General features: G+C 38.1%; 10 protein-coding genes and 1 pseudogene. 5 read left to right on the top strand and 6 right to left on the bottom strand.

The window, feature by feature from the left end:
• Positions 1-259: 259 nt before the first annotated feature.
• The gene (locus tag BTHG_RS25825) at positions 260-1783 is read left to right on the top strand and encodes a cell wall-binding repeat-containing protein (RefSeq protein ID WP_010676958.1); all 1524 of its coding nucleotides are present in this window, start codon (positions 260-262) and stop codon (positions 1781-1783) included.
• A 41-nt stretch (positions 1784-1824) separates the two neighbouring features.
• Here the strand turns inward: BTHG_RS25825 and BTHG_RS25820 are convergent, their stop codons facing one another.
• From BTHG_RS25820 to BTHG_RS11815, 4 genes and pseudogenes are all read right to left on the bottom strand, one after another.
• Positions 1825-4074 (bottom strand): S8 family serine peptidase, encoded by a 2250-nt coding sequence (locus BTHG_RS25820; RefSeq protein ID WP_010676957.1) that lies wholly within the window; start codon positions 4072-4074, stop codon positions 1825-1827.
• A gap of 12 nt (positions 4075-4086) precedes the next feature.
• A complete protein-coding gene (locus tag BTHG_RS27825; RefSeq protein WP_232284468.1) occupies positions 4087-4704 on the bottom strand; it encodes a cell wall-binding repeat-containing protein in 618 nt (205 codons plus the stop codon).
• Positions 4705-4731: 27 nt separating this feature from the next.
• A pseudogene (locus tag BTHG_RS27820) lies at positions 4732-6215 on the bottom strand (glycosyl hydrolase family 18 protein); the annotation flags it as partial.
• A 188-nt stretch (positions 6216-6403) separates the two neighbouring features.
• Positions 6404-6901, bottom strand: coding sequence for a hypothetical protein (locus BTHG_RS11815; RefSeq protein WP_010676954.1), 498 nt, complete (start codon positions 6899-6901; stop codon positions 6404-6406).
• A gap of 176 nt (positions 6902-7077) precedes the next feature.
• Between BTHG_RS11815 and BTHG_RS11810 the strand changes: the two genes are divergently transcribed.
• Together BTHG_RS11810 and wecB are read left to right on the top strand one after the other, a co-directional pair.
• Complete coding sequence (locus tag BTHG_RS11810; RefSeq protein WP_052307790.1) at positions 7078-8919, top strand: LTA synthase family protein; 1842 nt, start codon at positions 7078-7080, stop codon at positions 8917-8919.
• A gap of 43 nt (positions 8920-8962) precedes the next feature.
• A complete protein-coding gene (gene wecB, locus BTHG_RS11805; protein ID WP_010676952.1) occupies positions 8963-10108 on the top strand; it encodes a non-hydrolyzing UDP-N-acetylglucosamine 2-epimerase in 1146 nt (381 codons plus the stop codon).
• Positions 10109-10156: 48 nt separating this feature from the next.
• On the opposite strand, the gene BTHG_RS24780 is transcribed toward wecB, so the two are convergent.
• Entirely contained in the window at positions 10157-10879 is a 723-nt protein-coding gene (locus tag BTHG_RS24780; RefSeq protein WP_332306431.1) for an LCP family glycopolymer transferase, read from the bottom strand.
• Positions 10880-11262: 383 nt separating this feature from the next.
• On the opposite strand from BTHG_RS24780, the gene galU reads away from it, so the two are divergent.
• Together galU and BTHG_RS11790 are read left to right on the top strand one after the other, a co-directional pair.
• Positions 11263-12147 carry a UTP--glucose-1-phosphate uridylyltransferase GalU gene (gene galU / locus BTHG_RS11795; RefSeq protein ID WP_010676950.1) on the top strand — a complete coding sequence of 295 codons (885 nt, stop codon included), beginning with the start codon at positions 11263-11265 and terminating at the stop codon, positions 12145-12147.
• A gap of 191 nt (positions 12148-12338) precedes the next feature.
• The gene (locus BTHG_RS11790) at positions 12339-13670 is read left to right on the top strand and encodes a cell wall-binding repeat-containing protein (RefSeq protein ID WP_010676949.1); all 1332 of its coding nucleotides are present in this window, start codon (positions 12339-12341) and stop codon (positions 13668-13670) included.
• A 38-nt stretch (positions 13671-13708) separates the two neighbouring features.
• Here BTHG_RS11790 and BTHG_RS11785 read toward each other — a convergent pair whose 3' ends face one another.
• The gene (locus tag BTHG_RS11785) at positions 13709-15874 is read right to left on the bottom strand and encodes a S8 family serine peptidase (protein ID WP_010676948.1); all 2166 of its coding nucleotides are present in this window, start codon (positions 15872-15874) and stop codon (positions 13709-13711) included.
• Positions 15875-15995 lie beyond the last annotated feature (121 nt).

Raw genomic sequence — 15995 nt, 5'->3', positions numbered from 1 at the left:
AGGCTAACTGTCCCGTTCCCTGGGGTGGAGACATATGTCTCCACCCCATTTTTTGGTTAAAATCCAACAATGATATTTTTAGAATATTAACCTCACAAGATTAACTTTTACCGGACCTACTTTTAAATGGGACAAGGAACCTGTCCCCAATTTTACCCAACTATTAAAAAAGCGATGTCAGTTTTTATCATTTTTTGTATAATTAAGAAGTTATTATATTTGTATAATGATAGTTTTAGAGAGAAAAGGGGATTTTGTTTTGAAGAAGTTTGTTTTAGCATCATTGATAGTCGTGTGTTTCTTTTTATTACATGCTGGTAATACGTTTGCTGCGACTGAATCACGTATTTCAGGACAAGACCGCTACAAAACAGCAGTAGAGGTCTCCAAAAAGACTTTTCCAAAAGGTACAGGTACCGTGGTTTTGGCGCGTGGCGATGAATTTGCTGACGCTCTTACAAGTACACCGCTTGCTTATAAGGTAAACGGTCCGATTTTACTGACAAAGCCTAATGCCATTCCAGATTCTACTATGGCTGAGATTAGCAGATTACAGGTGAAAAATATCATTCTAGTTGGCGGAACAAAGGCAATTTCTCAAGAGGTGGAACAACAATTAATTGAGAAAGGCATACAGGTTGAGCGTATTAGTGGTTCGGATCGTGTTAGCACCTCATTAAAAATCGCTGAGTACTTGAATCCATCTCACCATGATATTTATGCAGTAAATCAAAGTAAGTTCCCAGATGCTTTAGTGATTGCACCTTATGCAGCTAAGCGTAATATTCCAATTATTCTTTTAAGTGACTCAACAATAACTAGGGCAGATGTCCAGAAATACCTAGATAATGTAAGTAACACCTTCATTATCGGAGGAACGAAAGTAGTAGGAGCAAAGGTTGAAAAGAATGTACCAAAACCTATCCGTATTTCAGGTGCAAGTCGATATGAAACGGCAACTGTTATCGCCAATCGATACTTTAAAGGTAAAACTGATATGCTTGTTGTGACTGGTAAAGATTTTGCTGATGCATTAACAGGCTCTGTAATGGCGGCAAAAAGAGATGTTCCGATTATTTTAGTCAGCCAAGACAAGGTTGATAATTCGGTCAAAAGTTTTGTAAAAAAACAAAAGGTGAACAAATACACGATTATTGGTGGGAAAAAAGCGGTGGATCCATCTATCTCCAAAAAGCTCTATAGCCCAATCATCAATAAGAAAAGTGAAACACTTCGTCTAGTAACGAAAAACACATATTTATCAAAGAATTATGTTCCTAAAAACCTTGTAGTACCAAATGTACGATTCTCAACAACTGTATCTGAGAGAAAACATATGGTGAAGGAAGCAGGCACCGCCTTAGAAAAGTTGTTCAGAGCGGCTAACAATGATGGCATTATTCTATATGCTCAATCAGGTTATCGTTCTTACAACACTCAAAGGTATCTATACAACAACTATGTTTCCAGATATGGACAAAAAGAAGCCAATCGTTTTAGTGCGAAACCAGGACAAAGTGAGCACCAAACAGGTCTTGCAATGGATGTCACAAGTAAAGGTGTTGGCTTTCAACTTGTTGAACGATTCGGTGAAACGAAAGAGGGTAAATGGGTAGCGAATAATGCAGCTAAATACGGGTTTATTATTAGCTATCCAAAAGGAAAAGAAAGACTAACTGGCTATATGTATGAACCATGGCACATCCGTTATGTAGGTGTTGAACATGCGGTATTTATGGATAAATATGATTTAACATTAGAGCAATATTTAAGCGAGTATTAAAAAAACACTTCGCCCCCTCTTCTTTTTGAGGGGGCGTTTATTTACAGGTCCTGCCCTAATTTCTCCATTTCTGCTCTTGTTTCTATACTAATAACTGAGTATCCTCCAAGAAAGCTTAGATGTGGCATTTGCTGATAACCTTTGAGCATATCCTTTATCTCATTTGATACACGATCCTTATGAACCAATAATATTGGGGAGTTCGTTTTTGTAGCAAGCGGTGCTCCAGGCAAGGCATCAACAAAGCTTTCACCACTTGCAATAAAAATAGGGCCAGAAAGTATATTGTGATATTTGTTTACAATGGCGATGCTTGTTGCATATCGATTTAATCCTGAAATCCGCTCGATTTGCATGATTCCAAGCTCCTTCAACTCATCCTCAATATCGTCTGAAACCGAAAGTTTTCCTCCGATAATTGTTGCTTTTTCTATTCGGTGTTGTTGAATATAATCTCTTACTTCTTCTGGTAACGATGACTTTCCAGTTAATAAAATTGGAGCCTTCATTAGACCTGCATATGGGGCAATCGAAAGGGGATCAGGTGAATTTTCGCCTGTAGTTAAGAAAATTTCACCATTTCCTTGGATTTCGTTTGCAATCCTAAGGGCAGTGTTATAGCGGCTAGTACCGGAAATTCTTTGTACCGAATATCCAATTGAAGAAAGTTGTTCTTCAATATTTTTTGAAATAGCCATTTCACCGCCGATAATGATAATAGTCTTAGGAGAAAGCCGCTCCATTTCTTCAAGGACTTCTATAGGGAGGGCTGTTGGTTTCGTTAAAAGTATAGGTGCATTCAATTTACTTGCTAAAACACTCCCTGTTAACGTATCAATTGGAATATCCCCGCGCCCAAGGATTACAGTATCAGATCCTTCATTCCAGCCTCTTTTTGAAATACGTACACTCGTTTCATATCGACTTCTTCCGTGGATGGAATCACTTGAAGAACTTTGGATGAGTCCATATCCATAAAAGCGATCTCTTCCAAACAAACCAAGGTCTTTTACATTTAGGTGTAAAAGTGTCCTAAGCTGCTGCGGGGACATATCCGGGTGTGCTTGTTTTAATAATGCAAGGTTGCCTGATACATAAGGAGCTGCCATTGAGGTGCCAGATAATTTTGCATAGGTGTTCCCGGCGTACGTGCTTATGATATTTACTCCTGGTGCTACAACTTCTAGTGATGGTCCAGAGGATGAAAAATTCGCATATTGAAGATTTGGTCCTACTGCTCCGACTGCAATCGTTGAATCATATTTGGCAGGATACCCAATTGTGTCAATTGTTTCGAATGCTCCTGAGTTGCCGGCAGATGCAACAACCAATATGTTTTGTTGATAGGCTTTATCTACAGCTGTCTTAAGGGCAGGTGAATGTGTATCAGAGCCTAAACTCAAATTAATAATATCCATCTTATTTGAAATGGCCCAATCAATCCCTTCGATAATATCGGAAAGATAGCCGTCGCCATTAGAATCCAATACCTTTACAGCGAATAGGGAAGAATTGTATGCTATACCAATTGAGCCAATTGAATTATTTTGGGCACCAATAATCCCTGCTACATGGGTACCATGTCCTTCATCATCGTGAAAAGAATCCGTATAGGAAACAAAGGATGCTCCACCTGCTAATTTAAGGTCTTGATGTTCCAAATCAATCCCTGTATCGATAATCGCAATCTTAACACCTTTACCGGAGTAATTAGCCTTCCAAGCTGAAGGTGTTCGGACCGTCTCAATGCCCCAATCGGCGTTCTGTTGATGAATGGATAGAAGTACATCGTCCTCAACCGCAACAATATCGGGATTGTCTTCAAGTTCATTTACAGTCTCCGAAGGGACCGTTGCACTTGCGACTGGAATTTCTTCTGTTACATCAATGATTTTACCTTCTGCATTCTCAATGGGGGTTAGATTTACTTCGTCTTTAAAGAGGATAACCACTCTGTCCTCTTCCTTGATAGACTGTATCTCGCCATTACCCGCAACTGTTACTCGTAAAAACATAGGATTTTTTCCTGTGTTTGCCTGGTACGTAACCTCCCAATTTTCATTTGTTTTTTTTACACTACTCTCAATAAGTTGTGGTGACTCATTATTAATAGAGGTGACAGAAACCCGTCCACCTACTTGATGTTTCTCCATCCATGTTTGGACAGCTTCATGGTTATTTGAAATTTGGAATACTTTTTCTTCCGGCAAACGATTGTCTTTGTAATGACCTACCGTTAAACCCATTAATCCAAAGAATAGAAGGACCGCTATGATCCAGTTCTTCCTCATTTAACGATTCACCTACTTTATTACCCTGAACAAATTAGCCCTTGTCGTGTCCGAAATCACACCATATCCCCCGATAATGTTTACATTAGGTGTTGCAGGTAGCTCGTTTTGTAAAAAGCCCGTAACTGATTCAGGTAAATCGCCACTACCAACTAATAAAATGGGGGCTCCGTTTTTAGCTGCTAGAGGTGATCCTGGTAGTGCATCAATATAACTAACACCGCTCGCAAAATACAGAGAAGACAGGTCTAATTCTGACTTATATCGAGTGGCAATGGCAACACTCGTATCATACCGACTTTTTCCTGACACTCTTTCAATGTCCTGAACGCCAAGGTCTTTTAGTTCATTAATAATCCCCTCTGAGACTGCACCTGTACCTCCAATAATTGTAACCTTCGCTATTCCTCGTTCAGAAATGAAAGTTTTTATTTCATCCGGAAGGGAGTCTTGTTTTGTTAACAAAATCGGAATCTGGCTCATGCCCGCATAAGGTGCGACAGACAAAGCATCTGGCGAATCTTTGCCGGTGGTCAGGAACATCTCATTCTGCACCCCGACTTCATTAGCAACCTGTATCGATGTGTCATATCTACTTTTGCCAGCGATTCGCTTCACTGTATATCCCATTTGTTTCAAAGTCGATTCAATCGTTCCAGATATTGCTTGCTCTCCGCCTAATAAATAAACAGTAGAGGGGGTGAGTCGCCCGATTTCCTCTACAACATTGTCAGGCAATGACTTGCTGCTTGTTAACAATAGAGGCGACTGAAATTTGGTTGCAAGCACACTTCCGGTTAATGCATCTATTGGAAGATCGCCACGTCCTAATACAACCGCTTCGCTTTTTTCCTTCCAGCCTTCTGATGATACAAGGGTACTTGTGTCATATCGGGATTTTCCATAAAGCTCATTCAAATAGAATTTTTTTAAATAGTTTCCAGCTACAAAACCTTCAGCTCCGTCCATTAATTTTATGGGAAACCATTGATAGTTATCAGCAGGAACAGGCTCACCTGTGATTTTTAGGGGAGTATTCCTTATTAAAGAACCTTTTAAATTTCCGCTAGTTGAAGGGCTCCCTCGAAAGTTAACATCCGTTGTTGTAACCCCCATAGGCCCAGAACCAAATCGAGTAACCACTTTTTTTACATCTTCCCAATTAAGTGCTGCCGTATAATAATCCCATGTATCGGGTGTCTCGTGATATAAAGCCCAGGAACCAGTCCCTTTGATTCCATATTGTTTTGGAAGTTGTAACTTTGCTCTTATAGCAGGCTCGTTATCATACCAAATGACATAATTTCCTTCTGTTAATTTTGTTGTTCCAAGAAATGCGCTTTGCCCCTTTGGAATGGTGAAGGTTGCATTTGTGGATTGTGTTTTTTCATCAAAGGTGATTTTTCCATTAAATTTATCCACCAGGGGGTCTACTCTCGTACTTGATAGTCCTTTTCCAGCAATCGTAACTCCTTCTGTTGTTGGGCCATCTAGCTTCCACATTCGCCCGTAAAAAGGAAGACCTGCCACGATTCGATCCTTAGGTACTCCTTGCTTAATCGCATATTGAATTGACTTTTCAAAAAAGAAAGGCTTGAGACTGGTCCAATCGGACTTTCAGGTGATTCCCAGGTTTCGTCATAAGCCATAATCATTAGATAGTTTACATACTGTGACAGACCTTTATAATCATAGAATCCATGCCAGCCGGTTTGCCATCCATTTGGGTTAGCAGCTGTTGCTACTGAAACCTCTTTATCATCGGGTATATACTTACGTAAAAGTCTTATAAAGTCAGTATGAGCATCTCGATATGTCTGGTTGACACCCTCAATATCAACGTTTACACCATCTAATTCATATTTAGCAACAGCTGCTGCTACATCTTTGGCCAACTGTTCTCGATTATTTAACCCATTCTTACCAGCGGTTAGATTCCAGTGATTTGCTAAAAAAGGAACCACTCTCATTCCACGACGATGCATTTCATCGATAAAAACAGAATCGAGGTTCCAGTTAATAATAAGTTGTCCGCTTTCAGAGATGTCAAAATAATTGGGGGATACGACATCTAAGCTGCCTTTCGTCTTATTCACCTGTGAAACATAGGTAGAAGGACTCCCGAAAAAGAGATAAGACATATTAAATAAGCGAGTTTGAGCATGAGTAAATTCTTGCACTGGTAGCAATAATCCAATAGCTAATATAAAAACGAGTAGGAGCTTCAAATATTTCATAGATGTACCCCCTTAAGGTGTTTGTTGATAGGACGCTTTAAAAATAAATCCATTTTCAGTAGGGAGGATTTCATAAATAATCCCTTCTTGGATCATTTTTTTTCTTTAACATTGGAAATATCAAAATTTGGCCCAACTCCAGCCTCATGGAACAATGCGTCGACATCCTCAAATTTCATTTCCTGCTGCATCATGTTTACAACATGACTCCAGGAAGTAAGCATTTGCCTCCTCACTGTTGGTGTCTTCCCTTGAGTATGAACTTCAAGCTTTTGAACATTATGTTGGTCCTCAAAAATTCTCAACTCAATTTCCTTCGTTAACATTGCACGATAATACAGACCCTCATCTTCGGTAATTCCTTCTAAACCTGCTATTTCTAAACCTGACATTTGCTCCGCGACAAGAGAATTCCATCTTTGTTTAAAATCATCAAAAGAAAGCTGTGGACTTCCTTCAGTATCAATAATGGTATTCTCTTGGTTATCCAGCGTTTGAATTTTTTGGTTCTTATCGGAATCATTATTTTGAAAACCAGCAGAGCATCCAGCCAAAAACAAGATGATGAATAACAAAATAAACCTAAACATGATTTCACCCACACTTTACAAAAAGTCACTTTGTTTTTATGTTTTGGAAAAGAATGAAATTCATACATGAAAATGTTTTCTATAAAGTTTTACAAAATATTTACAAGGAGTTTACAAGCTATACAAAAAAAGTTAAGATAGGTGGGAATTCACTAGGAAAATGGAGGCATACACCGGTGAAAAAAGTTGTAAAAAAAATTGACTATTTTATCTTGTTTTTATTGATATTTTTAACAAAAATTTTAATGATACGTTACTTCTTATATAAAGATTTTGATATTTTGAGGCTGCTTCTTACAGAAATAAGCCCAGTCATTCTAGTTATGGTTTTAATTGAATTTATTATTCGTAAGGGAAGACTATGGGCTTATTTATTCTTAAATCTCGTTCTTTCCACCTTTCTATTTTCCGTTGTGATTTATTTTAGTTATTTTAGTACATTGCCCTCCTACTATGATTTAACCCAACTTGATCAAGTTGGTTCTGTCAGTGAAAGTATCTTTTTATTAGTAAGACCCATTCATTTCTTGTTCTTTGCAGACTTTTTACTTATTCCGTTCTTAATTTGGAAAAACAAATTAGTAAGCCAACAGCGTGCTTTTAACAAAGTAGGTTTAACGATTCTTTTGGCTCTCTCTCTTGTAGTGTCAGGTGTCAATCTATTTTTAGGAAAAGACGATGATATTATAGACCCAACTTCTATTGCGCAAGGAAGAGGGATGCTCCATTATCAGATTCTTGAAATTTACCAGGGACTTAATCAGAAGCAAGTGGATACCCATTTTACAACAGAAGATATTCTAGAGGTGAAGGGTGCAAAACGGATAAATCCAACTGAATTTGAATATTTCGGTGCGGCGAAAGATCGAAACCTCATCTTGATCCAAGTTGAATCGATGCAAGACTTTTTACTTAATCTTGAAATTGATGGCGTTGAAATTACGCCGAATCTCAATGCATTGCTTACGGATAGTTTTCATTTTTCGAATGTCTTTCAACAAATTGGAGCAGGGAATACGTCGGATGCTGAGTTTTTAGTGAATACTTCGCTATATCCTCTAGGAAAACAAGCGGTGTCGAAGACCTTAGTAGATAAAAAATTTCCTAGCTTGCCACGAGTATTAAAGGATAATGGGTATGTAACGACGACTTTTCATGCTGATGAAATTACTTATTGGAACCGAAATACGTTATACCCGAGCTTAGGATTTGATAAGTTTTATGACGATCATTATTTCGGTGAAGAAGATATTGTAGGCTTTGGTTCATCCGATGAAGTACTATTTACTGGTACCTTAAAGGCATTAATGGAAATGCAAGATAAGAATCAACGTTTTTATGCACACGTGTTGACGTTAACTAGCCATACACCGTTTGAGATTCCAGAAGAAAAGATTGGAATTGACTTACCAAAAGAATTTGACGGTACTTTGGTTGGTAACTATTTAAAATCGATGAATTATACAGACCGTGCATTAGGGGAGTTTATTAAGGGACTAAAGCAATCAGGTTTGTGGGAAAACTCCATTATTGCGCTTTATGGTGATCATTCTGGCTTGCATGGGAAACTGATGATGAGTAAGGATACTAAACTAATGAAGGAACGTGTTTTAGGACATGGATATTCATTAGTTGATAGGTTCAATATACCATTTGTGCTAACGATACCTGGTGTAACGCATGGAGAAGAAATCACAAGAATCGGTGGGCAAATTGATATTATGCCAACTCTTGCGAATGTATTGGGTGTCTCGCTTGAGGACCAAAAAATATTTGGACAAGACCTGTTAAATTACGACACCAATCTTCTAGGGATGAGGTATTATCTGCCAACAGGTTCTTATATTGATGATGATGTTTTATTTGTTCCGAAAACAAGGCAAAGAAATGCAAGAACCTATAATCTGATAACCAAACAAATCACGGATGCAAAAGATGATTATGTTGATAAGTACAATGCTATGTTACAATTGTATGAGTGGTCAGATGCATATTTACATGGACTACCATCAAAGTGATGAGCAAGAGATTTTTTAAACAATCAACTAGAAGGTGAGATTAATGACTAATCGAGTAAAGGTAATGACTGTTTTTGGTACAAGACCAGAGGCCATTAAAATGGCACCTTTAGTAAAAGAACTAGAAAAATATCCAGAACAAATTGAATCGATTGTAACGGTTACGGCACAACACCGACAAATGCTTGATCAGGTGCTAGAGATATTTGATATTACCCCTGATTTTGATTTGAATATTATGAAGGATCGTCAAACTCTTACAGGTGTAACAACAAGGGCTCTTGAGGGACTGGATGAAGTGATTAAAGAGGTTCAGCCAAATATTGTTCTTGTTCATGGTGATACAACAACAACCTTTGTTGCCAGTCTTGCTGCTTTGTACAATCAGGCAAGTGTTGGACATGTGGAAGCGGGACTAAGAACCTGGAATAAATATTCTCCATTTCCCGAGGAGATGAACCGTCAACTAACTGGAGTGATTGCAGATCTTCATTTTGCACCAACCCATAAGTCATATGAAAACTTAATAGCGGAAAATAAAAAAGAAGATACAATTTTTATTACCGGTAACACGGCGATTGATGCATTAAAAACAACAGTTACTGAAGATTATCATCATGAAGTTCTTGATAAAGTTGGCGACGATCGTCTTATTCTTTTGACGGCCCACAGACGAGAAAATTTAGGAGAGCCGATGAGAAATATGTTTAGGGCAATTAAACGTCTTGTTACTGAGCATAAGGATGTACAGGTCATTTATCCCGTTCATTTAAATCCAGCTGTAAGAGAAATAGCGGATGAAATCCTTGGGAATGACAGTCGCATTCATCTCATCGAGCCTCTAGGAGTGCTTGATTTCCATAACTTTGCTTCAAAATCCTACCTCATCTTAACGGATTCAGGTGGAGTCCAAGAAGAAGCACCTTCGTTAGGAGTTCCAGTCCTTGTGTTACGTGATACGACCGAACGACCTGAAGGTATTGAAGCTGGAACACTAAAACTTGCAGGTACAGACGAAGAAACCATCTACCAAATGGCGTATGAATTGCTGAATAACCAAGAAGCCTATGACAAAATGGCAAAGGCCTCAAACCCTTATGGTGACGGGCATGCTTCTTATCGAATTGTACAAGCTATTCTACATCATTTTGGGAAAATAGATCAGGCACCTGAATCTTTCAATAGTTGAATCTGAAAATAGGAAAAGGCATTGCGCACGCAATGCCTTTTTTGTGAATTATTCAATCTCTAAGTGTTCTTTTAGTACAGAGGTAATTCGATTTTTTTCATCGTCAGATACCATGTAAAAGAACCGTTCATTGATATATTCTCCAGCCCCTTCAATTTTTAACGTTTCGATATTTTGTCGGGCAGACGTATAGTTTTTCTGGAGATCAAGCATTTCATCAAAGGAAAGATTTGTTTTTACATTGTTTCCTATTGCGCCTAAAATGTCAGCAAAATTCTTTACAGAATTAAAGGATGCCCCTTTTTCAGCAATTGCTTGAATGACTTGTTTGTGACGATCTGTTCGTCCAATATCACCAATAGGATTAGGATCATTTTTACGCATTCGAGAATAAGCCAAAGCCTCTTCACCATTTAGATTGATGGTTCCTTTTTCAAAGTAATGGCCATTATTTGAGAAGGCGAATTTGTTATCAACCGTGATACCACCCACTGCGTCTACGATGTCCTTAAATCCTTCCATATTGAGGGTAACGTAATAATCAACAGGTACTTGTAAGAAGTTTTCGACAGTTGCCAATGTCATTTCAAGACCGCCGTATGCGTGTGCCGCGGTAATTTTATCTTCTTTGCCTTTTCCAATCATTTCAGTTCTAGTATCTCGGGGGATACTAACAACCTTCATTGACTTTGTGTTCGGATTGATTGTGATTACATTCAATGAGTCACTACGGCCTTTATCCTCTTCGTCCGTTACTTTATCCGTCCCAATTAACAGAACAGAGATTGGATCTTTTCTCTCTAAATCAATTTTTTCTGTTCTCTTTTCAGAGACTTCACGTTGAATCGGTTCATGAATTTCATTTAAAGTAGAATTTACTGTAAAATAAATATAGAGGGATACTCCAAGAATGATTGCTAAAATTATTCCGAGTATGGAAAATAGTATTATTTTACGCTTTTTCTCTTATTGTTCCTTGTCCGGTCTTTTCTCAAGCTTCATCTTCCTTTATTTAAAGTCTATTACGATTATAGTCACATCTTGTCGAATGTACAATAGTAATATTTTAGAGGAATGGGTAAATAAAGGGAGTTGTCATTTTAGTAGTACAATAGAAATAAAAATATGGTAAGGATAGTTAAGGAGTGATAACCATGAAAATCCGAAAAGTCATTATCCCAGCAGCAGGTTTAGGTACAAGATTTTTACCAGCCACAAAAGCACAGCCAAAAGAGATGCTTCCAATCGTTGATAAACCGACCATTCAATACATTGTAGAAGAAGCGATTGAATCAGGGATTGAAGACATTATAATTGTTACTGGCCGAGGAAAGAGGGCGATTGAGGATCATTTTGATAAATCCTATGAGCTCGAGGAAACCTTAGCAAAGAGGCAGAAGTGGGATGAACTTGAAGGGGTGCAACGTATTTCAAACATGGCGAACATTCATTACATCCGCCAAAAAGAGCCTTTGGGTCTAGGGCATGCAATCTATTGTGCAAGGCGTTTTATTGGGGATGAGCCTTTTGCAGTTATGCTAGGTGATGACATCATCCAATCAAAAGAAGAACCTTGCCTAAAGCAATTAATGAATGTATTTGAACGTTACCGTTGCTCGGTGATTGCAACTAAGGAAGTTCCGAAAGAATCAGTTTCGAAATATGGGATTTTGGAAATTGGTCCTCATGTTGATCAAAAAGTGCTTCAAGTAAAAGGTCTGATAGAAAAACCGGAAATTGAAAAGGCACCATCAAACTTTGCGATTATGGGTAGGTATATATTACAACCAGAAATCTTTGAAATTCTCGATACACTACCAATCGGTACAGGAGGAGAAATTCAATTAACAGATGCCTTGCAGAAGCTGAATGAAAGACAAGCGATACTTGCCTATGAATTCGAAGGAAAACGCTATGATGTCGGAGATAAACTTGGTTTCATGAAAGCATCAATCGACGTCGCACTTCAATACGAAGACCTCCGAGAAGAACTCATTACATACATGAAAAAAATAGTAAGGGACAGAGGGACAGGTTAACTGTCCCTTCCTTTTTTTTACAGGGACAATAAACCTGTCCCCATGTCCCACTTTTACGTTATAATGAACAGGACATATGATCCTTTTTTGTTACATGATTTTATTGTTTTCGATAAAATATGCGTGATAGAATGATGGTATTATAGTCGTCGTTGATGAAAAATTTGCTATAAAAAATAAAGGAGAAGAATATGCCTTCATTACAGACATATTTTCAAAATTTTAAACTGCAATTCTTGTTTGCCATTATCATTCTTGCATTATTATTGATCTCATTCAATAAGGCAGAAGCATCAGGAATCACTGTTGATCGAATTAAAGGACCTGACCGGTATGAAACAGCTGTTAAGGTTTCACAGGAGGGCTGGAGTTCAGCTGAAACTGTTGTATTAGCAGTGGGGACAAACTATCCTGATGCATTAGCAGGAACACCGTTAGCTTATTCACTTAATGCTCCAATTCTCTTAACTGCAAGCAATCAATTACCAGTATCGACTGAAAAAGAGATTAATAGATTAGGCGCTAAAAACATCATTTTGCTCGGTGGAAAAGGTAGTATATCTGAAACGGTTGAAGCTCAGTTGCAAAGTCAAAATTTTAATGTTTCGAGAATCAGTGGACAAAATCGCTATGAAACCTCAGCAGAAATCGCAAAAATCATGAATACGTCAGCGGACACTGCGGTAGTTGTGTACGGGGGGAATTTTCCAGATAGTTTATCGATTGCTTCCTATGCGGCTAAAAAAGGATATCCGATTCTATTAACAACAAAAGATTCGATTCCAGCCTCTATAAAGGAGGTTTTAGGAAGTTACAAGAATACGATTGTCGTTGGTGGTGAAAAGGCTGTATCGACGAGTGTATATGCAGAACTGCCAGGTCCTAAACGTGTATCTGGCGAAAGCCGCTATGATACCTCTGCAAAAATAATTGATACTTTTAATCTAAAGGTTGAAAGAGCATACCTGGCAACTGGTAATCAATTTGCAGATGCATTAGCAGGATCGGTACTAGCTGCAAAAAGGAATTCTTCGATTCTATTGGTAGATAAAACGAAAGTGCCGACGGCAATTCATAATGTGATTGAGGCGCAGGGAATCAAATCATTCACAATTATTGGTGGGACTTTTGCTGTTTCTGATGAGGTTGTACGCCAACTATCATTTGATGTAAATGAAATCATTGAAACAGCGAAGTCATTACAGGGGGTTCCCTATCTTTGGGGCGGAACGACTACTAGAGGTTTTGATTGCAGTGGCTATTTAAATTATGTGTATGGAATGCACGGTATTTCTTTGCCACGAACTACAGCTGATATTTACAAAGCTGGTACATCTGTGAGTTCACCGGAAATAGGGGATATTGTCTTTTTTGAGACATACAAGCCAGGTCCTTCACATGCCGGAATCTATTTGGGTGATGGAAAGTTTATTCATGCTAGCTCATCCCAAGGTGTGACCATTACGGACTTATCAAATAATTATTTCAAACCAAGATATTTAGGTGCAAAACGTGTATTTTAAGAAAGAGGGGCGTCTTACAGACAGCCCCTCTTTCCTTATTATTTTACTTTATTAGCAAATTTAAGTTCGTTTTTAGTTGAGGAAGTGGATTGGTAGCTACCACTTGGAGAATATTGTTCCTTATAAAAGCGATCAAATAGTTTCGCATCTAACTTCCATAAAGTTTCGCTTGAAACAGCAGCTTTCCCTCCTAAAACAGCCATGTCAATAACATACGGCACATTTTTAAGATTCGTATTTAAAAATGTATTTGTTTCCGTTGGTATTTTAGTAGAATCTACTAATAGTAACGGATATTCAACCTTTGCTGAAACAGCACCTCCTGATAATGCATCAGGGAAATTACGACCAGTTGCGATGAGGAAACCATCTGTATTATTAGAAGGAATGAAATGTTGCAGGACCCTCACATTGGTTTCATATCTTGTTTTTCCAGAAAGGCGCTGTGGGTTTGGTAATGATTTTAACACTTTATCAGATACTACTCCTGTTCCACCAACAACGAATGTTTTTGAGAATTTATATTTATTTAGGAAATCCTTTGTTTCCTGTGGAATTTTATCTTTTTCTACGAATACAATTGGAATTTGCAGGCTAGCAGAAAAGCTAGATATTGATAGTGCATCTGGAAAGCTCCGACCGTTTGCGACGATAACTGTGCCATTTGGCTTTGCAATATAATCATTGATAATGGAAGCTGTTTTATAGCGATTATCACCTTTTAATCTTAATGTGCCAAATCCATTGTTCTTAAGGCTATTTTCCACAGCATTTGAAACCGCTACAGTGCCCCCTAAAATAGCAACATCAGTTGCACCTAATTTTTTAAGAGTACTAACCGTTGATTGATTTAACTTAGTAGGATATGTTAGTAAAATCGGTGTATCTAATAAATACGATAATGCACCTGCTGATAAACTATCAGGAAACGATTGATTGCTGGCAAGAATGACAAATTTCCCTTTCTTTTGACCTAGACTCTTTTCAGTTAGGGATTCCCAAGCTGCTAGTGCCATTTCATTTGATGTGTCAACCGAGGTCTTCCCATAGATTCTTGCAAAAGTATCATATAATTGGACTGCATCCCATGCGTTAATTGCACCGTTTTGATGATATTGTGAGCCGTTATAGTCCATACTTGTGTATTCCATCATCCATCTTAATTGATTATGATTCAAATTCGGATATTGGCCCTTTAATAGACCAGCAAAGGAGGCAACCATAGGCGTGGCCATACTTGTTCCGCTCATGAATCCATAAGGATTCGAAGCCATGCTAGTTGGCACCGTACTTAATAAGTCTGTGCCTGGAGCAGCAATCGTCACCCAATTTCCGTAATTTGAGTAATTGGCTAATGATTTGGATGCTGTATCGATTGCAGCGACACTCATTACACTTGTTAAGGCTGCGGGGTAATGACGAATACTTGTGCTACTATTTCCGGAAGCCGCAACAACGATTACTCCTTTATTGTACGCATACTGAATTGCGTCATCGACATACTTACTATAAGCCCCACCTAGGCTTAAATTGATGATATTTGCACCATTATCGACAGCATAGTAGATTCCTTCTGCAATATCAATTGTACTAGGTGCTTCATCTCCGACCTTTACTGGCATGATAGAAACATTTTTTGCAATCGAAGCAACTCCAACTTTATTATTTGTTTGTGCACCGACTAAACCAGCTACATGTGTTCCATGTCCATTGTTATCAGTTGGTTGTGAACCAGGCTTTACGGCATTGTAGGGTTTTATAATTTGATTTTTTAAATCAGGATGGTTCATGTCTATGCCTGAATCAAGAACGGCAATGACGATTTTTTTCTTTGGAGAATAGAGATCCCAAGCCTTTGTGACTTGCGAGTAATCAAAGTGTAACTTTTGGTACTCTTTGAAATAAGGGTCATTTACAGTACCAAAGTAGGAATACTCGAGTTCTTCTTCGACATATTCCACATTAGGTTTATCCTCATACTCTTTTATTGTCTCGGTTACTTCGTCTGGCTCTACGTGAATAATTTCAACATTTTTACTATCATTCATAGATTGAGAGGAAAACTCATTCGATTTGTATTTCACTATGACTCTTTTACTCTCGCTATCTTCTTGGTTGGTTTCTGCGGATGATTGAAAAGGAGCAATCAGAAGAGATGGGAGAACAAGTGAAATAACGGCAACTGTTTTTAGAAGTCGGTGCATTTGGAAAACTTCCTTCCTATAAGTATATGGTAATAAATTTACAGTAAGTAAACTGTAAAGTAAACGGTATTTTAATTTTATGTTGTATATATTGTAATTAGAATAGCTTGGACAATAAAAA

The sequence above is a fragment of the Bacillus timonensis genome (assembly GCF_000285535.1).
GTDB lineage: Bacteria > Bacillota > Bacilli > Bacillales > Bacillaceae_L > Ferdinandcohnia > Ferdinandcohnia timonensis.
The sequence above is the reverse complement of the archived record's forward strand: the minus strand, read 5'-3'. Positions and strand labels throughout refer to the sequence as shown.